Genomic DNA, 23,044 nt, shown 5'->3' on the forward strand with positions numbered 1-23,044 from the left:
GGGGTCAGCCCTTGACCGCGCCCTGGGTGAGGCCGCCGACGATGTGCCGGCCGAACAGCACGAACACCAGGAGCAGCGGCAGGGTGCCGAGCAGGGCGCCGGCCATGATGATCGACCAGTCGGTGGACCAGCCGGTGCCGAGCCCGGCCAGGGCGACCTGGACGGTGGGGTTGCTGGAGCCGTTCATCACGATGATCGGCCACAGGAAGTCGTTCCACGACTGGACGAAGGTCAGCATCCCGAGCACCGCCGTCGCGGGCCGGGCGATCGGCACCACCACGTGCCACACCACCCGCAGCGAGTTGGCGCCGTCCATCCGGGCGGCCTCCAGCAGCTCGGTGGGCAACGCCTGGACCAGGAACTGCCGCATGAAGAACACCCCGAAGGCGGTGACCAGGGCGGGCAGGATCAGCGCACCGAGGTGGTTGCCCAGGCCCAGGTGCTTCATCAGGATGAACAGCGGGACCACGCTGAGCTGCGCGGGCACCGCCAGGGTCGCGACCACCAGGGCGGTCAGGGCGCCGCGGCCGGGGAAGCGGAGCTTGGCGAAGGCGAAGCCGGCCAGCAGCGAGAAGGAGACCGTGCCCAGCGTCACGGACCCCGCCACCAGCGTCGAGTTGAGCAGCGCGACGCCCATCCCCCGGCCCCCGGCGTTGTGCCAGACGTAGGAGAGGTTCCTGAACAGGTTGCCGCCCGGGACGAGCGGCGGCGGGGTGGACACCACCGCGTGCGCGTCGGTGGACGCCGCGACCAGCGTCCAGTACAGCGGGAACAGCGAGGCGAGCGCGACGACGACCAGGACGGCGTAGGTCAGCGGCCCGGCGTGGTGCTGGCGGCCGGCCCGGGTGTGCGGGACGCCGCGCGGGAGGCGGGTGCGCGGGCGCGCGGCGCGCACGGATCCGGCGGTCACGGCCTCGGCGGGCACGGCCTCGGCGGGCACGGATCCGGCGGTCGCGGCTCCGGGGGGCACGGCTCCGGGGGTCATGGTTCCTCCTCTCACTGCGACGTGCGCAGGCGGCGGGCGATCAGGGCGTTCACCAGGCCGATCAGCAGGAGCAGCGCGAACATCGTCCAGGCGACGGCCGAGGCGCGGCCGAGCAGGCTGTTGCGGAAGCCCTGGTCGTACATGAAGACGCCGAGGGTCTCGTACTGGTGGGCGGCGCCGCCCTGGTGGCCGCTCTGGCCGCCGAACAGGAAGGGCTCACCGAACAGCTGGGTGGCCCCGATGGTGGAGACCACCGCCGTGAACAGCACGGTGGGGCGCAGTGCCGGGACGGTGACGTGGCGGAACTGCCGCCAGCGGGACGCGCCGTCGATCGCGGCGGCCTCGTAGAGCTCCCCGGGGACGGCCTGCATCGCGGCCAGGTAGATCAGCGCGTTGTAGCCGGTCCACCGCCAGGTGACGATGGTGGAGACGGCGAACTGGGACGTCCAGTCGCCGGCCTCCCAGGCCACCGGGTCGATGCCGAACAGGCCGAGGAACCAGTTGGCCATGCCGCTCTCCGGACTGAAGATCAGCGCGAACACCAGGGTGGCGGCGGCGACCGAGGTCGCGTACGGGGCGAGCAGCGCGGTGCGGAAGAAGGCGCTGGCGCGCAGCCGGTAGTTGAGCAGGTGGGCGAGGCCGAGGGCCGTCATCAGCTGCGGCACCGTGGACAGGACGCCGAGCGTGACGGTGTTGCCCAGGGCGTTCCAGAAGAAGTGGCTCGCCGGGCCGGTGAACAGGTCGGTGTAGTTGTCCAGGCCCACCCACTCGGCCCGGTCGACGTTGTACAGGCTGACCCGGTGCAGCGAGAGCCAGCCGGTGTAGAGCAGCGGGAAGAGGCCGAAGACGGCGAACACCAGGAAGAACGGCGCCACGAACGCGTACGGCGAGGCCTTGGTGTCCCAGCGGTAGAGGCGGCTGCGCAGGGCCTGGCGGCGGAGGTCCGCGGCGGGCGCGGGGCCCGGCGGGTCCGCGGTGGCGGAGTCCGGTCCGCTTCCGCGTGCGCTGGTGGAGGTGGCCACGGGTGGCTTCCTTCCGTGAAGGACGGCGTGCGGTGTCACTGGACGGCAGTGGGACTCCGCGGGGAACGGGCGGCGGCGGGGCGGGGCCACGAGGGTCGGCCCCGCCCCGGGAGCGGGCTACTGGATGGTGCTGTCGATCTGCTGCACGGTGGCCTTCCAGGCTTCGTCCGCGCTCTTGCCGTTCTGCTCGACCAGCAGGATGCCGTTGCTGAACGCGTTCTGCAGGTCACCGGCGTGCGCACCGGTCTCGGCCGGCTTGATGGCCTTGGCCGCGGTGGAGAAGATCTGGCCGGTGGGGGCGTCCGGGCCGATGTACGGGTTCTTGAAGTCCGACACCCCGGGCAGCGCGTAGGCGCCCTGGTTGGAGGGGATGTTGCCGACCTTCTGGAAGACCTTCGCCTGCTGCTCGGGCTGGGACAGCCAGGCCACCAGCTCCTGCGCGGCGGCGACGTGCTTGCCCGAGCTGGGCACCGCGAGGAAGGAACCGCCCCAGTTGCCGGCGGCGGGCGCCTGGGCGACGTTCCACTTGCCGGCGTTGGCCGGGCCGGAGTACTTCTCGATGTTGGCCTGCTGCCAGGACGGGCAGATGGTGGTGGCGAAGGTGGACTGCGAGAACGCGGTCTGCCAGGGGGTGTCGAACTCCTTCAGCCCCTGCGAGGTGCCGGCGGCGTCGGCCTGCATGGCCAGCTCCCAGGCCTTCCTGACGCCGGCGGCGTCCTTGTAGGCGAGCTTGCCGCCCTTGTAGTACTGCTCGGTGGAGCTGGAGACGGCCGCGTTGAAGAGCCCGGTCGCGGAGTCCATGAAGAACGTGCCCTTGGGCGCCTTGGCCTGGAACTGCCTGCCGGTCTCGACGTACTTGGACCAGTCACCAGCCCACAGTGCGCCGACCGCGGCGGGGTCGGTTGGCAGGCCCGCGGCCTGGAAGAGGTCCTGCCGGTAGCAGACCGCCATCGGGCCGACGTCCGTGCCCAGGCCGATGGTCCTGCCGCTCGCGGTGGTGCCCTGCTGCCACTTCCACGGCAGGTAGTCGTCCTTCTTGATGCCCGACGCCCCGGAGAGGTCCTGGAACGCGCCGCTCAGCGCGTCGGAGGTGGCCAGGGCGATGCGGCCGACCTCCAGGGCCTGGACGTCGTCGAGTCCGCTGCCGGCCGCGAGGTGGGTCTGCACCGCGGTCCAGTAGTCCGCCTCCTGGGTGGTGGTGTTCTCCTTGATGGTGATGTTCGGGTGCGCCGCGGTGTAGGCGTCGAACAGCCCGGCCTCCTTGAAGCCGAAGGTCCCGAAGTCACCGACCGTCAGAGTGATCTTCTCGTTGGCGTCCGTGGAGCTGCCCGAGCCGCTGCTGGAACAGCCGGTGGCCAGCAGCGCGGTGGCGCTCAGCACGGCGGTCACGAGTACGGCGGCTCTGCGGGCGGGGGCGGGGGCGGGGCGGGCGGCACGGGACGTGCGCATGTCGATCTCCTTGGTCCGGAGCGCGGCGGTGCGCTCGGGGAGCGGGGGCGAAGGGGGACGGCCCGGATTCGGCCGGTTGACGTGCGGCTGGTGGCGTTGCCGAGGCCTGGGGCGGCTCTGCCACGAGAGTGTGGGAGCGCTCCCATGCATCTGCCGGAAGATTGCTTCCCGGTGGGGTCATGTGTCAAGACTTGAAGTCCAATGCGTTACCGGAGCGTGTCCGGCGGAGGCCACGAGGCGGTACCCACAACCCCGTCCCGTTCGAGTCGCCCGCCACACCGACCCTCCGCTCACCGGTGTACGGCAGCCCACCGGGGAGATGGGTCGGACCATGGCCCGCCTGCTGCTCGACCGGGTCGCCGATCCGGGCCGGGCCGCCCACCGGGTGGCGCTCGGTGCGGAACCGGTGGTCCGGGGCTCCGCCTGAGCGGATGGCTTAATCCTTCAAGACTTGAACATTGCGGGAGCTCTTGACGCTTCGGCAGGCGATCTGACTTCATGGGTGGCGATCTCCGCGTCGCGGAACCACCCACCCCCCCCCACCCCTCCCCGAGGAGTCACCGGGACCGCCACTGGGAGCGCTCCCAGCTGCCTGCGCCCTCGCACGGCACCACCGTCCGACCCGGTGGCGTCCCGGTCCGGCGCGCCAAATTCTCCAAGACGGCCGGCGGCGGCGGTCGTTACGGTCGTCGCAGTCCGGTCCACCGAGTCAAGGGAGCACCGCCATGGCACGACGTTCCGCCAGGTCCGCCACGCTCGCCGGGTTCGCCGCCGCGGCCGCACTGGCGGCCGGCACGCTGGCCGTCACCGTCCCCGCCGCGACGGCGGCGGAGACCGGCACGACCGGCGTGTGCAGCTACGGGCACAGCAACAAGGACGGCGGGTCGGGGACGATCACCGCCTCGGCGCTGGCCCGCCGCTCGGGCCCGTACCTGTCCTGCGACGCGTACGGCCAGGCCGGCCAGGGCACCAAGATCTACTACTGGTGCTACCGGGTCGGCAGCAGCGTCAACGGCAAGTCCACCTGGACGTACGGCCGGATCGACGGCACCGGCCAGGAGGGCTGGTTCGCCGACGCGTACCTCAGCAACGGCGGGGCGACCCACGCCTGCTGAGCGCACGGACACCGGGGCCCCGGGCCGGTGCCGGGACGGGGGTGCCAGGTCCGGTCACGGGGGCAGGACGACACTGGTGACCTCGCCGCTCAACCGGTCCAGGGCCGGGGGCCCCGGGTTGGCGGTCTGTCGACCGGCCAGGAACTGGCCGGTCGACAGACCGGTCATCGCCCTGAACTCCCGGCACAGGTGCGCCTGGTCGTAGAAGCCGGTGACCGCCGCCACCTCGGCCGGCGGCCGGCCCTGCGAGGTCAACCGCAGGCAGTGCCGCAGCCGCAGAACCCGGGCCACCGCCTTCGGGCCGAGGCCGACCTGTTCCTGGAAGGCCCGGTCGAGCCGGCGCCAGCTCCAGCCGCTGTCCTCGGCCAGCCGGCGGATCGACACCAGGCCTGCGGTGCGCACGAGTTCGCCCCAGGCGCCGAGCACCTGCGGCGCCGGGTCCGGTCCCGGGCCGCCGAGCCGGCACAGCGCCACGTCCAGTGCCGCGAAGCGCTGCGGCCAGTCCGGCGCGGCCGTCAGGCCGGCGGTCAGGGTCCGCGCCGCGCGGTCACCCAGCACGGCGTCCAACTCGACCGCACGGCCGGCGAGTTCGGCCATCGGAAGGCCGAACAGCCGGTACGCGGCCCAGGGCGCCATCACCACCTCCACACCGAACAGCTCGCCGTCGTGCTCGCCGGTCGACGCCCGGGTGCGCGGGCCGGACAGCAGCGAGCCGTACGAGGCGGAGCGCACCGCGGCGGACCGTACCCCGGCCGCGGGCGGCCCGTCGGCGGCGGACCGCGTCGCGGCCGGCTCGTGGATCCGGATCCGGTGGTCCAGCCCGAGGAACAGGGTGACCTCGCCGGTGGGGAGTTCGAGCCGCCGCCGGGGCCGGCGCAGGGCCAGCCGGATGCCCCGGTAGCCGTGCACGCCGGGACGCAGCAACGGGTGCGGGCGGGCCTCGGCGATCTCCCAGCCCTGGTCCGGAGCGGAGCGGTGGAGCACCGGGACCCCCTGGTGTCATGTCGCTGCCATGCCATCAGGATGCCATGCCGGGGCCCGGCTGCCGGCCGCCCCGGCGCGATCCCGCGACGATCCCGCGGCGATCCGGCGCGATCCGGCCATCACGGATGGCCGGTTCCGATCCGCTGAAGCCCCTGTCCCGGGGCAGGCTCAGTGCGGGGCGGGTGGCCGCCCCCGCCCGTACCGACGACCAGCCGAGGGGTATGCCGATGATCCGGCCCGTACCGTCGCACCGCCCGATCGGGGAGCTGATCTCCGAGGCCGCCGAGACCATCCGGTCCGCCAACCAGATCGCCCAACTGCACGACCGTCCGGGCCTGTTGGACGCCGACCAGCTGACCGACACGGTCGGCGCGCTGCATGCCCTCGCGGCCGACCTGCCGGAGCTGTTCGACCGGCTCGGCACCTTCCTGAGCAGCGAGCAGGCGGCCGGCCGGCTCACCCCCGCCACCCCCGAGGTGTCCGACCTCGACCTGGTCAGGACCGTCCGGGACGCCCGCGAGCAGCTCGGCGAGGCGAGCCGGATCGCGGCAGTGCTGGGCGAGGCGCTGGCCCTGGCCGGTGCCTCGCTGGCGGCGGTCGGCAAGCCCTGGAACACCGCCGCCGTCCGCGGTCCGGACGGCGGCGGGGCGCAGCCGCTCTGAGGCCCGACCGGAGTCGGGTCGCCCGCCCCGCCCCGGGCGGGCGACCCGGCGCTCAGTCGCCCAGGACCTGCGCCACCAGGGCCCGGGCCTGGTCCTGGACCTGGGCCAGGTGGTCGGCGCCGTGGAAGCTCTCGGCGTAGATCTTGTAGACGTCCTCGGTGCCGGACGGCCGGGCGGCGAACCAGGCGTTCTCGGTGCACACCTTCAGTCCGCCGATGGCCGCGCCGTTGCCCGGGGCCTCGGTGAGCACCGCGGTGATCGGCTCGCCGGCCAGCTCCCCGGCCTGCACCCGGTCGGCGGAGAGCTTGGCCAGCCGGGCCTTCTGCTCGCGGTCGGCCGGCGCGTCCACCCGGGCGTAGGCGGGGGCGCCGAAGCGGGCGGCCAGGTCCTCGTAGTGCTGCGAGGGGCTGCGGTCGGTGACGGCGGTGATCTCGGCCGCGAGCAGGGCGAGCAGGATGCCGTCCTTGTCCGTCGTCCACACCCCGCCGTCCCGGCGCAGGAACGAGGCGCCGGCCGACTCCTCCCCGCCGAATCCGACGGAGCCGTCGAGCAGCCCGTCGACGAACCACTTGAAGCCCACCGGGACCTCGACCAGTTCGCGCTTCAGTTCGGCCGCGACCCGGTCGATCATCGAGGAGGAGACCAGGGTCTTGCCGACGGCGGCGGTGGCCGGCCAGTCCCCGCGGTGGCGGAAGAGGTAGTCGATCGCCACCGCCAGGTAGTGGTTGGGGTTCATCAGCCCGCCGTCGGGGGTGACGATGCCGTGCCGGTCCGCGTCGGCGTCGTTGCCGGTGGCGACGGTGTACTCGTCCCGGCGGCCGATCAGCGAGGCCATCGCGTACGGCGAGGAGCAGTCCATCCGGACCTTGCCGTCCCAGTCCAGCGACATGAACCGCCAGGTCGGGTCGGTCAGCGGGTTGACGACCGTCAGGTCGAGGCGGTGCGTCTCGGCGATCCGGCCCCAGTACGCGACCGATGCGCCGCCCAGCGGGTCGGCGCCGATCCGCACGCCCGCCGCCCGGACGGCGTCCAGGTCCAGCACCGAGGGCAGGTCCTCGGTGTAGCGGCCGAGGAAGTCGTAGCGGCCGGTGGTGTCGGCGGCCAACGCCCGTGCGTACGGCAGCCGGTGCACGCCCGCCAGGCCGGCCCGGATCAGGTCGTTGGCGCGGTCCTGGATCCAGCCGGTGGCGTCCGAGCCCGCCGGGCCGCCGTGCGGCGGGTTGTACTTGAACCCGCCGTCGCGCGGCGGGTTGTGCGAGGGCGTCACCACGATGCCGTCGGCCCGCGAGAGCGGGTTGGCCCTGTTGTGGGTGAGGATCGCGTGCGAGACCGCGGGGGTGGGGGTGTAGCCGTCGGCGCTGTCCAGCAGCAGGGTGACGCCGTTCGCCGCCAGCACCTCGACCGCGGTGGCGAGTGCCGGCTCGGAGAGCGCGTGGGTGTCCGCCCCCAGGAACAGCGGGCCGGTGGTGCCCTGGGCTGCGCGGTACTCGCAGATCGCCTGCGTGGTGGCCGCGATGTGGTCCTCGTTGAACGCCGTGTCGAGCGAGGAGCCGCGGTGCCCGGACGTCCCGAAGGCGACCCGCTGCCCGGGCTCGTCCGGGTCCGGGTGCAGCGTGTAATAGGCCGTCACCAGCCTCGCCACGTCCACCAGGTCCCCGGGCTCCGCCTGCATTCCTGCCCGTGCGTGCACCATCGCGTCTCCTTCGGTCGTCACCCCGGGCCCCGTCCGGCGGCGGGGGCCAGGTCGTCCTGTTCTCCACCAGTACATCAGGCTCCGGGTCCGGGACATGACCGTCCGTGGGCCGGACGGTGCCGGTCCGCCGAACTCCTCCCGTACCGGATCCGGGCGCGCACCGGACGCCGCCGTCCGCAATGCGGTGGACAGCGGCAGGCCGGTGCAGCAGCATCCGCACCATGGACAACGAACACCCCCCGGCCGCCTCGCCGCGGATCGCCTTCACCCTGCTGCCCGCCCCCGCGATGGCCGCGCTCCTGGACGGTGACCTGGCGGGCGCCGGCGACCTGGTCGGGCTGCGCCTCACCGACTTCTTCCTGACCGACCGGGCCCGCTGGCTCTGGCGCTACCGGCTCGACCAGCTCGCCGAGCGGCCGCAGGACGCGCCGTGGCTGGCCCGGGCGGCGGTGGCGCAGCCGCGGGGCGAGGTGGTCGGCTACGCGGGGTTCCACGGCGGGCCCGACGAGGACGGCATGGTCGAGGTCGGGTACTCGGTGGCCCCGGAGTTCCGCCGGCGGGGGTACGCCAGGGCGATGCTGGCCGAGCTGCTCCGGCTCGCCGCCGCCGACCCGGCGGTGCGCACGGTGCGGGCCACCATCGGTCCGGACAACGTGGCGTCGCTGGCGACCGTCCGGGGCTTCGGCTTCACGGCCGCCGGTGAGCAGTGGGACGAGGTGGACGGCCTGGAGCTGATCTTCGAGGTGCCGGCCGGACGGGGCTGATCCGGCCCCCTGCGGCCGGCAGGCCCGTTCGGGCCTCCCCCGGTCGGGCCCCGCGATATCCGTTTCGGCGGCCCGCCCGGCTGCGGCTAAGGTCGACGGCATGGAGCCGCAGGACGCAACCGTACGGGTGGACAGCTGGATCTGGTCGGTCCGGCTGACCAAGACCCGGGCCCTGGCCGCGGCGGCCTGCCGGGCCGGCCACGTGCGGGTGAACGGGGAGAAGGTCAAGCCGGCGCAGTCGCTGCACCCGGGTGACGAGGTCCGGCTGTTCCACGCCGGGCGCGAGCGCGTGGTGGTGGTCGCCAAGCTGGTCCGCAAGCGGGTCGGCGCGGCGCCGGCGGCCGAGTGCTTCGTCGACAACAGCCCGCCGCCCCCGCCGCGCGAGGAGGTCGCCGTGGTGGCCGTCCGCGACCGCGGCGCCGGCCGGCCGACCAAGCGCGAGCGCCGGGACATCGAACGGCTGCGGGGCCAGTAGCCCGGCCGAATTCCGCCCTCCCGACGGCCCGCCCGCGCTACGGTGCCCGGGCGCGCCCGCGGGGCGCCGGACATCGGGGGCGTGCGATGCGGTGGATCCTGCTCGTCCCGGCGGTCGTGCTGCCGGCTCTCGCCGCAGTGCTGACCCGCCGGCCGGCCCTGGCCCGGCTGCCGCGGTCGGCCGAGGGGCTGACCGCGTACCAGTTGGCGTGGCTGCGCAACGGCCCGCGGGCCTTCGCGGTCACGACGGTGGTGGCCCTGCACCTGGCCGGGCTGGTCGAACGGCTGCCGGACGGCCGCCTCGCCCGGAGCGCGGTGGCGGACTCCCCCGCCGATCCGCTGCTCGCCGGTCTGCTGCCGACCTTCGGCACCCCGGTGGAGCTGGAGCGGCTGGCGTCTCGCGGTGAGGCACGGCAGGCGCTGCGGGGGATCCGCGCCGTCCTGGTCGAGCGCGGGCTGTTCCTCCCGGTCGGCCGGGCGGTGCTCGCGGGTCTGCTGCTGCTGGTGGCGGTCCCGTTCGCCGTGGTCGGCCTGCTCGACCTCTCCCCGGTGCTCGCGGGGGCGGGCGGCACGGTCCTCGCGGTGGCCGCACTGCGCCTGTTCGCCCGGGCCCAGGACGCCCCGCTCTCCGCGCGGCACTCGAAGCTGCTGCGCGCCGGGCACCCGCTGCCGGACGACCCGGCCGGCGCCTCGCGCGACGGGATCGTCCGGGCGGTGGCCGTGCACGGCCGGGCGGCGCTGGACCTCTACCTGCCGGGCATCACGGGCCCTGCGGAGCTGCTGTGGCGCCGGCCGGTCCGGCGCTCGGGCGGCGGCGACGGGCCGGACACCGGCGGCGACGCGCGGCTCGGGTACGACGGCGGCGCCGGGGCCGACTTCTCGTAGCGGCGCGGCCCGCGGGCCCGGCGCCTGCGGGGCAGATGCCGGCCCGCGGGCCGCGCTCCGGGGTCAGTTGGTGCGGTCCTGGAGGTCGGCCATCGCGACCGCCCAGCGGATGTACTTGTTGCGGCCGAGGTCGCCGACGGTCTTGATCCGCAGGGCGGACAGCGCTTCGCCGTGGGCGTCGGTCAGGCCGGACAGCGCGGCCACCGGTGCGTCCAGCACCTCGGGCAGGGTGAGGTTCTCGTAGGCCTTGTCGAGCACCTTGTCGAGGTCGGCGGTGACGGTCATGGGGTCCTCCGTTGGGTCGCGGGCACGTGTTCCCCCAGGCTCGGCCAGGCCCGCCGCGCCCGCCATCGGGGTGCCGCCGTCCGCCGTACCCGGTTCGTCCGGATTCCGGGGGCCGGTTCGCCGGCCCGGGCCGCCCCGCGGAGTCCCACTGTGACGCAATCGTCGCTCTCGGGTGGAACCCGGCCGCTCGCCGCTGCGTATATACGACTGGATCACGGCAAAAGGGGTAACTCGGGTGGAGCGCAGGTACAGGGTTCTGGCGGCGACGGTGTTCGGTGGCGCGCTCGCGCTGACCACGGCGTGCAGCGGCGGCGGGGGCGGATCGGCCTCCGGGCCCGCCGCGTCCAAGGAGAAGACGTCCGCGGCGGCCGTGAGCATCGAACCGGCGAACGGGGCGACGGGCGTCAAGCCGACCGGCGCCCTCAAGGTGTCGGTCGCGAACGGGAAGCTGACCGAGGTCAAGGTCACCGGCAAGGACGGCACCGAGGTACCCGGCGCGCTCACCGCCGACGGCCTGGGCTGGGCACCGGCCGGCGGGCTCGCGGTCTCGTCCGAGTACAAGGTGAGCGCCCGGGCGGCCGACGCCGCCGGCGTGGCGACGACCGCGGAGAGCAGCTTCACCACGCTGACCCCGCAGCAGGTGGCGAGCCCGCAGGACAACGTCGCGGACGGCCAGACCTACGGCACCGGCATGATCGTCTCGCTGACGTTCAAGAAGCCGGTCAAGGACCGCGCGGCGGTGGAGAAGGCGATCACCTTCGACACCTCCGACGGCAGCGTGGTCAAGGGCCACTGGTTCAACGACAGCCGGATCGACTTCCGTCCGCAGACCTTCTGGAAGCCGCAGACCAAGGTCGTCGCCCACTACCGCCTGAAGAGCGTCGAGACCGCACCGGGCGTCTACGGCGAGGTCGACAGCGACCAGTCGTTCACCATCGGCCGCTCCCGGGTCAGCACGGCGGACGCCTCCTCGCACCAGATGGTGGTCGAGGAGGACGGCAAGCCGGCCGAGACCATCCCGATCAGCGCCGGTGCCGACTCGCCCGCCTCGCAGAACACCTTCAACGGCACCATGGTGGTCATGGCGAAGGAGGGGACGACCGTCATGGACTCCTCCACCGTCGTCAACCACGAGGGCCCCGACTACAAGGTGAAGATGCCGCACGCGCTGCGGCTCACCCCGACCGGCACCTACGTCCACGGCAAGTACGCGCCGGACAACCCGTTCGGCAGCCGCAACACCAGCCACGGCTGCGTCGGCCTCCAGGACGGCTCGGCGGAGGACGGCGACAACGACTCCGTCGCGGGCCGCTACTACGCCGCCGCCCTGATCGGCGACATCGTGACGGTGAAGAACTCGGTCGGCAAGCAGGTCGACCCGGCCAACGGCCTGAGCGGCTGGAACATCGCCTGGGACAAGTGGTGATCCGGGGCCGCGCCCGCACCGCCGCCTGACGGCGGGTCGGGGACGGCCGGTCCGCCGGGGCAGGGTCCGGCCCGGGCGGGGCCGGTCGCTACGCTGGCCGCGTCGAGGCCGGCCCGCGCGCCGAGCGGGCCGGCCGACCGCAGAGAGGTACAGACCACCGTGGCCGTCTCCGACCGACCGATCCGCTGGGGGATCCTCGCCACCGGCGGGATAGCCGCCGCGTTCACCGAGGACCTGCTCGCCGCACCCGACGCCGAGGTGCTGGCCGTCGCCTCCCGCAGCGAGGCGGGCGCCCGCGACTTCGCCGACCGCTACAAGATCCCCCGGGCGTACGGCTCCTGGGCCGCTCTCGCCGCCGACACCGAGGTGGACGTGGTGTACGTGGCGACCCCGCACACCGCCCACCACGCCGCCACCACCCTGATGCTGGAGGCCGGACGGGCGGTGCTGTGCGAGAAGCCGTTCACGCTCAACACCGCCGAGGCCGAGTCCCTGGTCGCCACCGCCCGCACCGCCGACCGCTTCCTGATGGAGGCGATGTGGATGTACCTGGACCCGACGGTGCGCCGGATCGCCGAGCTGGTCCGGGACGGCGCGATCGGCGAAGTCCGTTCGGTGCACGCGGACTTCGGGATCGCCGCACCGCCCGACCCGGGCCACCGGCTGCGCGACCCACGGGCCGGCGGCGGCGCGCTGCTCGACCTCGGCGTCTACCCCGTGTCGTTCGCGCACCTGCTGCTCGGCGAGCCCGAGGAGGTCCGGGCCCTCGCCCGGCTGACACCCGAGGGCGTCGACGAGAGCACGGCGCTGGCCCTGCGGCACCCGGGCGGCGCGGTCTCGCTGCTCGGTTGCTCGATCGCCACCGCCACCGCCCAGCGGGCGTCGGTGCACGGCACCCGCGGCCGGATCGAGCTGGCCGAGGACTTCTTCCACCCCAGCGGCTTCACCCTGCACCGCGACGGACGCGCCCCCGAGCCGGTCGCCGCACCGCGCGGCCCCGGCCACGGCTTCGGCCCCGAGGCCGCCGAGGTGATGCGCTGCCTGCGCGCGGGGCTGACCGAGTCCCCGCTGGTACCGCACGACGGCTCGCTCGCCGTGATGCGCACCCTGGACGCCGCCCGGGCACAGATCGGCGTCCGCTACCCGGGTGAGCCCGTCTGACGAGGACCCGGGCCCCGCGGGGCACAATGTTCCGATGACCTCCTTCAGCTGCGCGAACTGCCGGCAGCCGCTCACCGGCGAGCTCACGCAGGCGCGCCTGGCGCCGAACGCCGAGCGGCGTCCCGGCCGGCGGGCCGCCCCTCTCAGGGCAGTCCGCGGCAGCTACCTGACCAGCGCCGACGGCGGTTCCGTCATCCTGCATCCCGAGGACGTCCGGGGCACGGCGCCGCACCCCGACGACGGCCGCCGCAACGGCTGCTGCGGACTCGACGGCCTGGACGGCCCCAACCTGGTCTGCGCGGGCTGCGGCGCCGACATCGCCACCGAGCAGTCCGACTGCTGGACTGCGCATCTGGTGGTGCTGACCGCCGCGGCGGTCGCCGCCGGGGCCGGTCACCGGTCCTGAGCTGCCCGGCCCCGGCGATCCGGCGACCGGTCAGGCGAGGACGCCGGCCGCGCGCAGCAGCCAACGGTTGGTGCGGCCGACCAGGCCCGCGCGGTCGAGGACGCCGATCACCTTGCTCGCCATCCGGATCCTGGTGGCGCGCCAGTGCGGGTTGGCCCGGGCCGCGCGGCGGCCGGCGGCGGGGTCGATGCCGACGGCGGCGTAGAGGCGGGGGTTGATCAGGCTGGTGGTGGCGAAGTAGACGATCAGGCCGACGAAGAGCTGTTCCCAGCGGCGGCGGACCGGGCCGGTCCGCCCGCGCAGCAGTTCCTCGCGGGCGTAGCTGATGTGCCGGGACTCCTCGATGACGTGGATCCGGGAGACCTGGCGGGTCAGCGGCTGGAGGGTCTCGTCGTTCATCAGCTCGCGCTGGAAGGCGTCCAGGATCTCCTCGACGTACATGGTGCCGCCGAAGGTCTGGCTGTGCGTGGAGGTGGCCTTGAAGACCCGGCCGAGGTTGTGGGCGAGGCGGTCGGGGCCGTACGCGGGGACGCCCATCCAGGAGATCATCCGGGCGAACATGACGGAGTGCCGGCACTCGTCGGCGATCTCGGTGAGCGCGTACTGGACGTGGGCGGTGGTCGGGTCGCGGTCGAAGGCGTGCCGCAGCAGCATCTGCATGAGGATCTCCTCGAACCAGATGCCGACGGCGGCGATGCTCGCGACCTCGTGCTTGCTGAGCTCGATCCGCTGGTCCTCGCTCAGCCGCTCCCACAGGTCGGTGCCGTAGAGCGAGAGGTGGTGGGCGGGGGCGTAGTAGCGGCCGGGTACCGGCGGGGACTGCCAGTCGACGTCCTTGGCCGGGTCGAACGAGAGTTTGGCGGAGGAGGCGAGCAGCCGCTGCGCGGTCTGTTCGCGGTCCCTGGTGCGCGGCTCGGCGGGCTGGGTGGTCACGGCTCGGCCTCCTGGGCGACGGCATTCCCTTCTGCCGAGAAGGTAGGAGCTATTAGACGAGCCGTCAATAGACCGGGCGGACCGCGCCACCGTCCGGGCCCGCACCCCGTCCAGACGCAATTCCCGCACACCCGTGACCAGCGGGGCCCCACGACGTTTCACCAGGCATGACCGTCTACGAGTTCCAGGCCAACCACCCCGGCCAGCCGTCGCACCCGGTGGTCACGCCCCAGAACGAACGGTCCTCGGCGGGGCTGCGCGCGGCGGCGCGCCTGCACGACCTGCGCGAGATCGCCCTGCCCGCCGCCGTCGCGGAGGCCGCCGCCGAACTGCTGGAGGCCTCCACGGACTGGTGCACCGACACCGTCGCCCGGGACGCCGTCCGCGGCACCGTCATGCGGCTGCGCCAGGCGCTGGGCGAGCAGCCCGCCTGGCTCTGACCCGCCGGGCCCCGGCCCCGCCGCCGACGGGCCGGGGCGCACCCACGGCCCGCTCGCGGCGCGCTCACCCCCGGCCGAGCACCTCCGGCAGTGAGCGCTCCACCGCGTCGGCCAGCCGCTCGAACTCCCGCCGCAGCAGCGGCGCGACGAGCCGCGCCGCGCCCTTGAACCGCAGCTGCGCCCGGTAGGTGATCACCGTTCGGCCCTGCTCCTCCCGCAACCGCAGGTCGTCGGTGGCGGTGACGGTCCGGTTCTCCCCCGTGAACACCAGGTGGTCGGACCGGTACCGCACCAGCCGGTACGTCAGCTCGCTCTCCCGGCCCCGGAACCGGGAGACGTTCGCCCAGCGTGCGCCCTCGCGGACCGGCCCGGCGTCCAGCCTGCGGCACCGGACCGTCCCCGGGTCCCACTCCTCGGTGTGCCCGAAGTCCGCCAGGTACGCGACCACCGGGTCCACCGGACGCTCCACCGTGATGGTCCGCTCCACCTCGATCACGGCCCGCTCCTCTCCCGCCCCGGCGCTCCACCGGCCGGACACCCCCTCTTCGGAGCGGCGGGGCCGGCGGACTGGTCGACCCCGCCACGGCCCGGAGGGAGCCCCGCCTCAGTGCTGCTCCTCGCTGCGGTCGCCGCCCCAGAGGGTGTGGAAGGTGCCCTCGCGGTCGACCCGCCGGTAGGTGTGCGCGCCGAAGTAGTCGCGCTGGCCCTGGACGAGCGAGGCCGGGAGCCGTTCGGCGCGCAGGCTGTCGTAGTAGGCGAGCGCGGTGGAGAAGCCCGGTACCGGCACGCCGAGTTGGGCCGCGGTGGAGACCACCCGGCGCCAGGCGGACTGGGCCGAGCCGAGGGCCTCGCGGAAGTGGTCGTCGGTGAGCAGGGTGACCACCTCCCCCTCGCCCCGGTAGGCCGCCCTGATCCGGTCCAGGAAGCGGGCCCGGATGATGCAGCCGCCGCGCCAGATGGCCGCCATCGCCCCGGGGTCGATCTTCCAGCCGTACTCGCTGCTGCCGGTCTGGATCTGGTGGAAGCCCTGCGCGTACGCGACGATCTTCGAGGCGTACAGCGCCTGCTCGACGTCGTCGGCGAAGCGGTCCGCGGCGGTGCTGTCGAGCCAGGTCTCGGTCGGCCCGGGCAGCTCCCGGGTGGCCCGGCGCAGCTCGGCGCTGCCGGAGAGCGAGCGGGCGAAGACGGCCTCGGCGATGCCGCTCACCGGGACACCCAGTTCGAGGGCGGTCTGGACCGTCCAGCGCCCGGTGCCCTTCTGCTCGGCCTCGTCGAGCACCACGTCGACGAAGGGCTTGCCGCTCGCGGCGTCGGTGTGGGCGAGGATGTCCGCGGTGATCTCGATCAGGTAGGACTCCAGCCGGCCGCCGTTCCAGGTGCGGAAGACCTCGGCGATCTGCGCGGGCCGCAGGCCGCCGGCGTGCCGCAGGAGGTCGTACGCCTCGGCGATCAGCTGCATGTCGGCGTACTCGATGCCGTTGTGCACCATCTTGACGAAGTGGCCGGCCCCGTCCGGGCCGACGTGGGTGCAGCACGGCTCGCCGTCGACCTTGGCGGCGATCGACTCCAGCAGCGGGCCGACCACCCGGTAGGACTCGGCGGTGCCGCCCGGCATGATGCTGGGGCCCTCCAGGGCGCCCTGCTCGCCGCCGGAGATGCCGCTGCCGACGAAGTGCAGGCCGTGTTCGCGCAGGGCCTGCTCGCGCCGGCGGGTGTCCAGGAAGTGCGCGTTGCCACCGTCGAGGACCACGTCGCCGTCGTCCAGCAGCGGCACCAGTTCGTCGATGACCGCGTCGGTGGGCTGCCCCGCCTTCACCATGATCACGATGCGCCGGGGCCGTTCCAGCGACGCCACGAACTCCGCCGTGGTCCCGGTGGCGACGAACTCGCCCTCGTGGCCGAACTCCTCGACCAGCGCGGTGGTTCTCGCCCGGGTACGGTTGTGGACCGCGACGCGGTGGCCGTGCCGGGCCAGGTTGCGGGCGAGGTTGCGGCCCATCACGGCCAGGCCGGTGACGCCGATCTGCGCCTTGGGTTGCTCGGTCATGACGGGAAGCTCCAACTTGTGCGCCGGGAGGACCTGACCACCCAACCCTGTCGCGATCGGCCCGATCGCGCACCCGGACGTGTCAGGTCCCCGCGCGGCGCCCGGGACCGTACCGGGCCCACGGGGTATGACTGGACGCCGGACGACGGCGGCCGGGAGGATCCGACCGCTCGTCCGCAGAGATCGTCCGGAAGGAGGTCGGCGCCGTGACCGTCGATGCCGTGGTGGTGGGGGCCGGCCTGGCCGGTCTCGCCTGTGCGCAGGACCTGGTGGCGGGCGGCCTGCGGGTCCTGGTGCTGGAGGCCTCGGACGGGGTCGGCGGCCGGATGCGGACCGACCTGGTGCAGGGTTTCCGCCTGGACCGCGGATTCCAGGTGTTCAACACCTCGTACCCGCAGGTCCGGCGGCGGCTGCAGCTGCGGGCCCTGCGACTGCGCCCGCTCACCCCCGGGTTCCTGCTGGCGGGCCGGGGCGAACGGCTGCGCTTCGTCGACCCGACCCGGCGGCCCCGCGAGGCCGGCGACCTGTGGCCCGGCCGGCTCGCCTCGACCCGCGACCTGGCCGCCCTCGCGCTGCTCGGAGCCCGCGACGCGGCGCTGCCGGCCGCGCTGCTGCGCCGGGCGGGCGAAGCCGGGACGTACGCCGCACTGCGGTCGGCGGGCTTCTCGGCCGGGGGGATCGAGACGCTGCTGCGCCCGTTCCTGTCCGGGGTCTTCCTGGAGGACGGGCTGGAGACCTCCAGCCGCTTCTTCCACCTGGTCTGGCGCAGCATGCTGCGGGGCACGCTGTGCCTGCCGCAGGCGGGGATCGGCGCGGTGCCCGAGCGGCTCGCGGCCCGGCTTCCGGTCCGCCTGGAGGCGCCGGTGTCGGCGCTCACCGACGCCGGGGTGCTGCTCGCCGACGGCAGCGAACTGGCCGCGCGGAGCGTGGTGGTGGCGACGGACCCAGGCGCCGCGGCCCGGCTGCTGCCCGGTCTGGTGGTGCCGCCGATGCGGTCGGTCACCACCTTCTACCACGCGGCCGAGCGAACCCCGCTGGCCGAACCCACGCTGCTGGTCGACCGGGACGGGCCGGTGCTGAACACGGTCGTGCTGTCGCAGGTGGTGCCGGAGCTGTCCGGGGACGGCCGGGCGCTGGTGTCGACCTCGGTGCTGGGCACCGAGGCGGTGGAGCCCGCCGTCCGGGCCAGGCTGGCGGAGCTGTACGGCTGCGACCCGGCGGGCTGGGAGCCGCTGGCGACGTACCGGATCCCGGCGGCGCTGCCGGCAATGCCCGTCCCGCTGCGGCTGAGCCGTTCCTCCCGCTGCGGGCGGGGGCGGTACGTCTGTGGCGACCACCGGGCGACCGGGTCCGTCCAGGGCGCGCTGGCCTCCGGCGCCCGGGCGGCCCGCGAGCTGCTGGCCGACCGGGGCCGCTGACGCGGGACGGGCCGGGGCGCCGGGCGCGGCGTCGGCGGGCCGGTGCGCGGGGCCCGTCGGAGGTGCCACCCATCCGGGCGGGGAGCGGCTCCGAATGCACCGTGGGCACCCGCAGGGTCCCGGGGGTGTCCGGTGGAAGGGAGGCGAGGGCGATGGTCGCGGTACGTGACGGCCTGGTGGAGCGGATCCGCCGGGCCGTGGACGGCGGCGACGGCGAAGCAGTGGAGCTTCTGCTGGTCGTCCTCGCCACCGTGGCGGACGAACGGCTGCTGGCGCGGGTCGAGACCGCGCTCGGCCGCCGTCCGCCACGGCCCCTCGCCGGGCTGCGGATCAGAGCGTGGCGCTCCCCCGCGGGACGGGCGCGAAGGAACGCTGCACGCCGGTGGCCGGGCCGACGGTCCAGTCCGGGTGATGCGGCATCGGCGGGGTCCGGTCACCGTAGAGCCAGGCGTTCAGGAAGGGGCCGAGGTCCCGGCCGGCCACCCGGGACGCGGTGCTGATGTAGTCGCGGGTGCTCGCGGTGCCGTGCTGGTAGCGGCGCAGGAACTCGCGCTCGATGCGGTTGAACACGTCGGGGCCGACCTCCTCCTGGAGCGCGTACAGCGCCAGGACCCCGCCCAGGTAGCGCTGGCTGTCGAAGAGGTTCGCGGCGTTCGGGGCCGCCACCGGGCCGGAGTCGTGGCGCCACTGGTCGCCGCGGGCGTAGGTGTCCTTCATCCGGGCCTCGAAGGAGGTGAAGCCCAGCGAGTCCGGCCAGCCGCGCTCGTACCGGTAGAGCAGCCCGTAGAAGTCCGCGTGGCCCTCGTTGAGCCACAGGTCGGACCAGTTCTGCGGGGTGACGCTGTCACCGAACCAGGAGTGGACCAGCTCGTGCACCATGTGCGAGCCGATCTTCGCCTCCGGCTGGAGCAGGAAGGCCGGCTTGTAGATGGTCAGGGTCTGGGTCTCCAGGCCGGTGAAGTCGAAGGCCTCCGGGTCGTCCGTGTTCGCGGGCATCAGGCCGTACGTCTCGAACGGGAAGGCCCCGAGCCGCTGTTCGAGCCAGCCGAGCTGACCGGACGTCAGGGACAGGGCCGGCTCGGTGGCGGCGGCCCGGGAGGTGGGGACGACGTCGCGCAGCGGAAGGCCGTCCGGGCCCCGGCGCTCCCTGACGGTGTAGGCGCCGACCGAGACCTGGAGCAGCTCGGTGGCCATCGGGTAGCGCGAGACGTAGGTGCGGGTGGTCTGCCCGTCGTGTTCGGCGCCGGCGGCGAGGGTGCCGTTGGCGACGCCGAGCAGCTGGTCGGGGGCGGTGACCCGGACGGTGAAGCGGGCCTTGTCGCTGGGGTGGTCGTTGCAGGGGAAGACGGTGTGTGCCCCGTCCGGCTGCCCGGCGACCGCGAAGCCGTCCTCGGTGGGCACCCACCCGGTGTGCGGCAGTGCGGCCCGCGGATCGGCGGTGTACGCCACCGAGACCGTCATGACCGCGCCGGCGGGGACCGCCCGGCGCGGTTCGACCACCAGCTTCTCGTTCTGCAGCCGGAACGCGGCCGGGGCCCCGTCGACCCGGACGGCGTGCACGTCCAGCCCGAGCGCGTCCAGCTCGAACCGCGGCAGCCGCTCCTGGGTGCGCGCGGTGACCCGCGCGGTCGCGTCGACGGTGCGGTTGTCGGGGCGGTAGGTGAAGTCCAGGTCGTAACGGTCGACGTCGTACCCGGCGTTGCCGAGGGCGGGATAGACCGGGTCGGCGGGCCCGCCGCGGGCCGCCAGCGGTGCGGCGGGACTGCCGGACGACCAGACCATCGCGGCCGCGAGCAGCGCGACGGCGCCGGTGCGGGAGGGGTTCAGCGCAACCACCACTTCCATGTGCTGTTCAGACGTCACACATGGTAACCGGCAGGGGGATCCGGGCCGACGCGGCGTCAGGACCTGTGCCGCGCCCGGCCCGGCGGGTCAGATGGAGAAGATCCGGCCGACCATGAACAGGACGCAGGCCAGCACCATCACCGCGATCAGCAGCATGGGTGCCCAGCCCGGCCAGGCGTTGTGCAGTTCCGGGGCTTCGGGGGTCGAGATCTCGTGGCTGGTGCTCGACTCGCACTCCGGGGTCTCGGCCGGTTTGGGGCCGAGCGGCACGGGTCGGGCGCCGGGGTGTGCGGCAGTGGTCATGGTGTCCTCCGGCGCTCGCGGTGCCGCGGCCCGGGCAGGTCGCGGCCTCCCCACCAGCGTCGCGCGCCCGGGGCGCCGGGGCCACCTCGGCTCGACGCGCACCGGCCGCGCGGACCGGCCAGCATGGGAGCCGACCCCGGGGACGTCCCGGGCGAACGCCCCGGGAGGCCGCCGTGCTGCACCGCATCGCCGAGACCTCCCGCGCGGTCGCCGCCGAACCGGCCCGCAACGCCAAGGTGGGCCTGCTGGCGACGCTGCTGCGCGAACTCGGCCCGGCCGAGGGGGCGGCGGCGGTCGCCCTGCTGTCCGGCGAGTCGCGGCGGCAGCGGATCGGGGTCGGCCCGGCGGCCCTGCGCGCGATGCCCGCCCCCGCCGCGGAGCCGTCCCTGGGGGTGCTGGAGACCGAGGACGCGCTGGCCGCGATCGCCGCCGTGCACGGCACGGGCGCGCAGGCCGAGCGCCGGCGGCTGCTGGACGCGCTGTTCGGCCGGGCGACCGGCCCCGAGCAGGAACTGCTGGCCGGGGTCCTGGTCGGCGACCTGCGGCAGGGCGCGCTGGACGCGCTGCTGGGGGACGCGGTGGCGAAGGCCGCGGGGGTCCGGGCCCCGGCCGTGCGGCGCGCCCTGATGCTGCGCGGCTCGGCCCGCGCGGTGGCGGGCGCCGCCCTCACCGGCGGGGAGCCGGCGCTGCTCGCCTTCGGCCTGCGGGTCGGCCGGGCGGTGCGGCCGATGCTGGCGGCGGCCGCACCGGACACCGCGGCGGCCCTGGAACGGATCCAGGGCCCCGCGGCGCTGGAGTGGAAGCTGGACGGGATCCGGGTACAGGTGCACCGGGACGGCCGGGAGGTGGCCGTCTTCACCCGGAGCCTGGACGAGATCACCGGCCGGGTCCCGGAGCTGGTCGAGGCGGCGCTGGCCCTCCCGGTCGGGTCGGCCGTGCTGGACGGTGAGGCGATCGTGCTGGGCCCGGGCGGCCGGCCGCGCCCGTTCCAGGTGACGGCGGCCCGCACCGCCTCCCGGCAGGACCCGGCCCGGCTGCGCGCCGAGGCCCCGCTGCGGCCGTTCTTCTTCGACCTGCTGCACCTGGACGGCACCGATCTGCTCGACCTCCCCGCCGAACGGCGCTGGGCGGCCCTGGAACGGGCCGTCCCGGCCGGGCTGCGGGTACCGGGCGTGCGCACGGAGGACCCCGGGCGGGCCGAGGCCTTCCTGCGGGAGGCGCTCGACCACGGGCACGAGGGGGTGCTCGTCAAGGACCCGGCGGCGCCGTACGCGGCGGGCCGGCGCGGCGCCGGGTGGATCAAGGTGAAGCCGCACCACACCCTGGACCTGGTGGTGCTGGCGGCCGAGTGGGGTTCCGGCCGCCGCCGGGGCTTCCTGAGCAACCTGCACCTGGGTGCCCGTGCGGCCGGCGCGGAGGGGCTGCCGCCGTGGGTGATGCTGGGCAAGACCTTCAAGGGGCTGACCGACGAGTTGCTGGTGTGGCAGACCCGGGAACTGCTGGCCCGCGAGGTCGACCGGGAGGCCGGCACCGTCCGGGTCCGCCCGGAGCTGGTGGTGGAGGTGGCCTTCGACGGTCTCCAGCGCAGCCCCCGCTACCCGGCGGGCCTGGCCCTGCGGTTCGCCCGGGTGGTCCGCTACCGGGACGACAAGCTCGCCGAGGAGGCGGACACCGTCGCCGCCGTGCGCGCACTGGCGGCGGCCGGGCCCGCGTGAGCGCGGCCGCGGGTCACGGCGCGTCCCACTCCTGCGGCGCCGTCGCGGCGGCCAGCTCGCGGCGGCTGTGGAAGAGCTGCCGCACGCCCGTCACCGGATCGGTGAACTCCAGTGTGCGGGCCAGGAGTTGGAGCGGGTGACGGAAGTCGTCCGGGGCCGGTTCGGCGAGCACCTCCGGGTAGAGCGGGTCGCCGAGGATGGGCAGTCCGCAGGCCGCCATGTGCAGCCGCAGCTGGTGGGTGCGGCCGGTGTGCGGGTGAAGGCGGTAGCGGGCCAGGGAGCCGTGCCGGTCGAGCAGTTCGATCCGGCTCTCGGCGTTCGGCTCGCCGGGGACCTCGCGGGAGGCGAGCTCGCCGCGTTCCTTGACGATCCGGCTGCGGACGGTGCGCGGCAGCGGGAGGTCCGGGTCGAAGCGGGCGACGGCCTCGTACTCCTTGCGCACCAGCCGCTGTTCGAAGAGTCCCTGGTAGGCGCCGCGGTGGCGGGGGTCGACGACGAACATCACCAGGCCCGCGGTGAGCCGGTCCAGGCGGTGGGCGGGGCTCAGCCGGGGCAGGCCGAGGTCGCGGCGCAGCCGGGCGAGGGCGGTCTCGGCGACGTGGCGGCCGCGCGGGGTGGTGGCGAGGAAGTGCGGTTTGTCGGCGATCACCAGCCGGTCGTCGCGGTGCAGGACCTCGACCGGGAAGGGGACGGGGACCTCGGCGGGCAGTTCGCGGTGGAACCAGAGGTACTCGCCGGGGCGGTAGGGGCGGTCCGCGCCGACCGGCCCGTCCTGGGCGGTGAACTCCCCGCCGTCGAGCATCTCCTCGACGCGTTCGGCGCCGACCGCGGGCGCGTAGCGTTCCAGCAGGTAGGCGCGGGCGGTCGGCCAGCTGCCGGTCACCGGGAGCCGCAACCGGACGGGGTCGACGCCGTGGCGCTGTGGAAGGGGACTGGCCGGTACCCCGGACTTGCGCCTCATCGGCCGGACACCCTCCGTCTGCTGCTGAACACCGGCCCCGCGGGGCTCGTCCGACGGGACCAAGCCAACCA

Annotated in this window: 24 protein-coding genes; 12 read left to right on the plus strand and 12 right to left on the minus strand. The window is 74.5% G+C overall.

The genetic code is table 11. The features are described 5' to 3' along the window. Positions 1-4 precede the first annotated feature (4 nt). From ACIOFR_RS14815 to ACIOFR_RS14825, 3 genes are all read right to left on the minus strand, one after another. Positions 5-985: a carbohydrate ABC transporter permease gene (locus tag ACIOFR_RS14815; protein WP_400996535.1), complete on the minus strand. Its 981-nt coding sequence runs from the start codon at positions 983-985 to the stop codon at positions 5-7. A gap of 11 nt (positions 986-996) precedes the next feature. Then, positions 997-2,007 (minus strand): carbohydrate ABC transporter permease, encoded by a 1,011-nt coding sequence (locus ACIOFR_RS14820; RefSeq protein ID WP_400996538.1) that lies wholly within the window; start codon positions 2,005-2,007, stop codon positions 997-999. A 117-nt stretch (positions 2,008-2,124) separates the two neighbouring features. Continuing rightward, the gene (locus tag ACIOFR_RS14825) at positions 2,125-3,456 is read right to left on the minus strand and encodes an extracellular solute-binding protein (protein ID WP_400996541.1); all 1,332 of its coding nucleotides are present in this window, start codon (positions 3,454-3,456) and stop codon (positions 2,125-2,127) included. Here ACIOFR_RS14825 and ACIOFR_RS14830 point away from each other — a divergent pair. Both ACIOFR_RS14830 and ACIOFR_RS14835 read left to right on the plus strand, forming a co-directional pair. Then, positions 3,455-3,883 (plus strand): substrate-binding domain-containing protein, encoded by a 429-nt coding sequence (locus ACIOFR_RS14830; protein WP_400996543.1) that lies wholly within the window; start codon positions 3,455-3,457, stop codon positions 3,881-3,883. The two genes, ACIOFR_RS14825 and ACIOFR_RS14830, sit on opposite strands and share 2 nt — an antisense overlap. A gap of 298 nt (positions 3,884-4,181) precedes the next feature. Further along, entirely contained in the window at positions 4,182-4,571 is a 390-nt protein-coding gene (locus tag ACIOFR_RS14835; RefSeq protein WP_400996545.1) for a hypothetical protein, read from the plus strand. A 54-nt stretch (positions 4,572-4,625) separates the two neighbouring features. Here ACIOFR_RS14835 and ACIOFR_RS14840 read toward each other — a convergent pair whose 3' ends face one another. Continuing rightward, positions 4,626-5,555 carry a helix-turn-helix domain-containing protein gene (locus ACIOFR_RS14840; RefSeq protein ID WP_400996547.1) on the minus strand — a complete coding sequence of 310 codons (930 nt, stop codon included), beginning with the start codon at positions 5,553-5,555 and terminating at the stop codon, positions 4,626-4,628. 227 nt (positions 5,556-5,782) lie between these two features. Between ACIOFR_RS14840 and ACIOFR_RS14845 the strand changes: the two genes are divergently transcribed. Then, positions 5,783-6,217 (plus strand): hypothetical protein, encoded by a 435-nt coding sequence (locus ACIOFR_RS14845; protein WP_400996549.1) that lies wholly within the window; start codon positions 5,783-5,785, stop codon positions 6,215-6,217. 52 nt (positions 6,218-6,269) lie between these two features. Here ACIOFR_RS14845 and pgm read toward each other — a convergent pair whose 3' ends face one another. Beyond that, positions 6,270-7,910, minus strand: a complete 1,641-nt coding sequence (pgm, locus tag ACIOFR_RS14850; protein WP_400996551.1) for a phosphoglucomutase (alpha-D-glucose-1,6-bisphosphate-dependent) — start codon at positions 7,908-7,910, stop codon at positions 6,270-6,272. Positions 7,911-8,131: 221 nt separating this feature from the next. On the opposite strand from pgm, the gene ACIOFR_RS14855 reads away from it, so the two are divergent. The 3 genes from ACIOFR_RS14855 to ACIOFR_RS14865 all read left to right on the plus strand — a co-directional run bounded on the left by ACIOFR_RS14855 (position 8,132) and on the right by ACIOFR_RS14865 (position 10,033). Next, on the plus strand, positions 8,132-8,674 hold the full coding sequence (locus tag ACIOFR_RS14855) for a GNAT family N-acetyltransferase (protein ID WP_400996553.1): 543 nt from the start codon (positions 8,132-8,134) through the stop codon (positions 8,672-8,674). Positions 8,675-8,774: 100 nt separating this feature from the next. Next, entirely contained in the window at positions 8,775-9,149 is a 375-nt protein-coding gene (locus ACIOFR_RS14860) for an RNA-binding S4 domain-containing protein (protein ID WP_400996555.1), read from the plus strand. 86 nt (positions 9,150-9,235) lie between these two features. Next, positions 9,236-10,033 (plus strand): hypothetical protein, encoded by a 798-nt coding sequence (locus tag ACIOFR_RS14865; protein ID WP_400996557.1) that lies wholly within the window; start codon positions 9,236-9,238, stop codon positions 10,031-10,033. A 63-nt stretch (positions 10,034-10,096) separates the two neighbouring features. On the opposite strand, the gene ACIOFR_RS14870 is transcribed toward ACIOFR_RS14865, so the two are convergent. Beyond that, positions 10,097-10,318 (minus strand): hypothetical protein, encoded by a 222-nt coding sequence (locus tag ACIOFR_RS14870; protein ID WP_400996560.1) that lies wholly within the window; start codon positions 10,316-10,318, stop codon positions 10,097-10,099. Positions 10,319-10,553: 235 nt separating this feature from the next. Here ACIOFR_RS14870 and ACIOFR_RS14875 point away from each other — a divergent pair, with 235 nt between their 5' ends. The 3 genes from ACIOFR_RS14875 (at position 10,554) to ACIOFR_RS14885 (ending at position 13,311) form a co-directional block, all read left to right on the plus strand. Then, positions 10,554-11,744, plus strand: coding sequence for an Ig-like domain-containing protein (locus tag ACIOFR_RS14875; protein ID WP_400996562.1), 1,191 nt, complete (start codon positions 10,554-10,556; stop codon positions 11,742-11,744). Positions 11,745-11,903: 159 nt separating this feature from the next. Further along, positions 11,904-12,905 (plus strand): Gfo/Idh/MocA family protein, encoded by a 1,002-nt coding sequence (locus ACIOFR_RS14880; RefSeq protein WP_400996564.1) that lies wholly within the window; start codon positions 11,904-11,906, stop codon positions 12,903-12,905. A 34-nt stretch (positions 12,906-12,939) separates the two neighbouring features. After that, the gene (locus ACIOFR_RS14885; RefSeq protein WP_400996566.1) at positions 12,940-13,311 is read left to right on the plus strand and encodes a hypothetical protein; all 372 of its coding nucleotides are present in this window, start codon (positions 12,940-12,942) and stop codon (positions 13,309-13,311) included. A gap of 30 nt (positions 13,312-13,341) precedes the next feature. On the opposite strand, the gene ACIOFR_RS14890 is transcribed toward ACIOFR_RS14885, so the two are convergent. Further along, complete coding sequence (locus ACIOFR_RS14890; protein ID WP_400996569.1) at positions 13,342-14,244, minus strand: diiron oxygenase; 903 nt, start codon at positions 14,242-14,244, stop codon at positions 13,342-13,344. A gap of 167 nt (positions 14,245-14,411) precedes the next feature. On the opposite strand from ACIOFR_RS14890, the gene ACIOFR_RS14895 reads away from it, so the two are divergent. Beyond that, positions 14,412-14,684, plus strand: coding sequence for a hypothetical protein (locus ACIOFR_RS14895; protein WP_400996572.1), 273 nt, complete (start codon positions 14,412-14,414; stop codon positions 14,682-14,684). 64 nt (positions 14,685-14,748) lie between these two features. Here ACIOFR_RS14895 and ACIOFR_RS14900 read toward each other — a convergent pair whose 3' ends face one another. After that, positions 14,749-15,180: an SRPBCC family protein gene (locus tag ACIOFR_RS14900; protein ID WP_400996574.1), complete on the minus strand. Its 432-nt coding sequence runs from the start codon at positions 15,178-15,180 to the stop codon at positions 14,749-14,751. A 108-nt stretch (positions 15,181-15,288) separates the two neighbouring features. Then, positions 15,289-16,731: an NADP-dependent phosphogluconate dehydrogenase gene (gene gndA, locus ACIOFR_RS14905; RefSeq protein ID WP_400996576.1), complete on the minus strand. Its 1,443-nt coding sequence runs from the start codon at positions 16,729-16,731 to the stop codon at positions 15,289-15,291. 206 nt (positions 16,732-16,937) lie between these two features. Between gndA and ACIOFR_RS14910 the strand changes: the two genes are divergently transcribed. Beyond that, a complete protein-coding gene (locus tag ACIOFR_RS14910; RefSeq protein WP_400996578.1) occupies positions 16,938-18,149 on the plus strand; it encodes an NAD(P)/FAD-dependent oxidoreductase in 1,212 nt (403 codons plus the stop codon). A gap of 330 nt (positions 18,150-18,479) precedes the next feature. On the opposite strand, the gene ACIOFR_RS14915 is transcribed toward ACIOFR_RS14910, so the two are convergent. Both ACIOFR_RS14915 and ACIOFR_RS14920 read right to left on the minus strand, forming a co-directional pair. Then, positions 18,480-19,994, minus strand: a complete 1,515-nt coding sequence (locus ACIOFR_RS14915) for a M1 family metallopeptidase (RefSeq protein WP_400996580.1) — start codon at positions 19,992-19,994, stop codon at positions 18,480-18,482. Positions 19,995-20,081: 87 nt separating this feature from the next. After that, positions 20,082-20,297, minus strand: a complete 216-nt coding sequence (locus tag ACIOFR_RS14920; RefSeq protein WP_400996582.1) for a DUF6480 family protein — start codon at positions 20,295-20,297, stop codon at positions 20,082-20,084. A gap of 173 nt (positions 20,298-20,470) precedes the next feature. Between ACIOFR_RS14920 and ACIOFR_RS14925 the strand changes: the two genes are divergently transcribed. Further along, a complete protein-coding gene (locus ACIOFR_RS14925; RefSeq protein WP_400996585.1) occupies positions 20,471-22,012 on the plus strand; it encodes an ATP-dependent DNA ligase in 1,542 nt (513 codons plus the stop codon). Between the two features lie 13 nt (positions 22,013-22,025). Here ACIOFR_RS14925 and ACIOFR_RS14930 read toward each other — a convergent pair whose 3' ends face one another. Further along, positions 22,026-22,973 (minus strand): pseudouridine synthase, encoded by a 948-nt coding sequence (locus tag ACIOFR_RS14930; RefSeq protein ID WP_400996588.1) that lies wholly within the window; start codon positions 22,971-22,973, stop codon positions 22,026-22,028. Between the last annotated feature and the right edge of the window lie 71 nt (positions 22,974-23,044).

The organism is Kitasatospora sp. NPDC088346, from assembly GCF_044740765.1.
In the GTDB taxonomy this organism is placed as follows: Bacteria; Actinomycetota; Actinomycetes; order Streptomycetales; family Streptomycetaceae; genus Kitasatospora.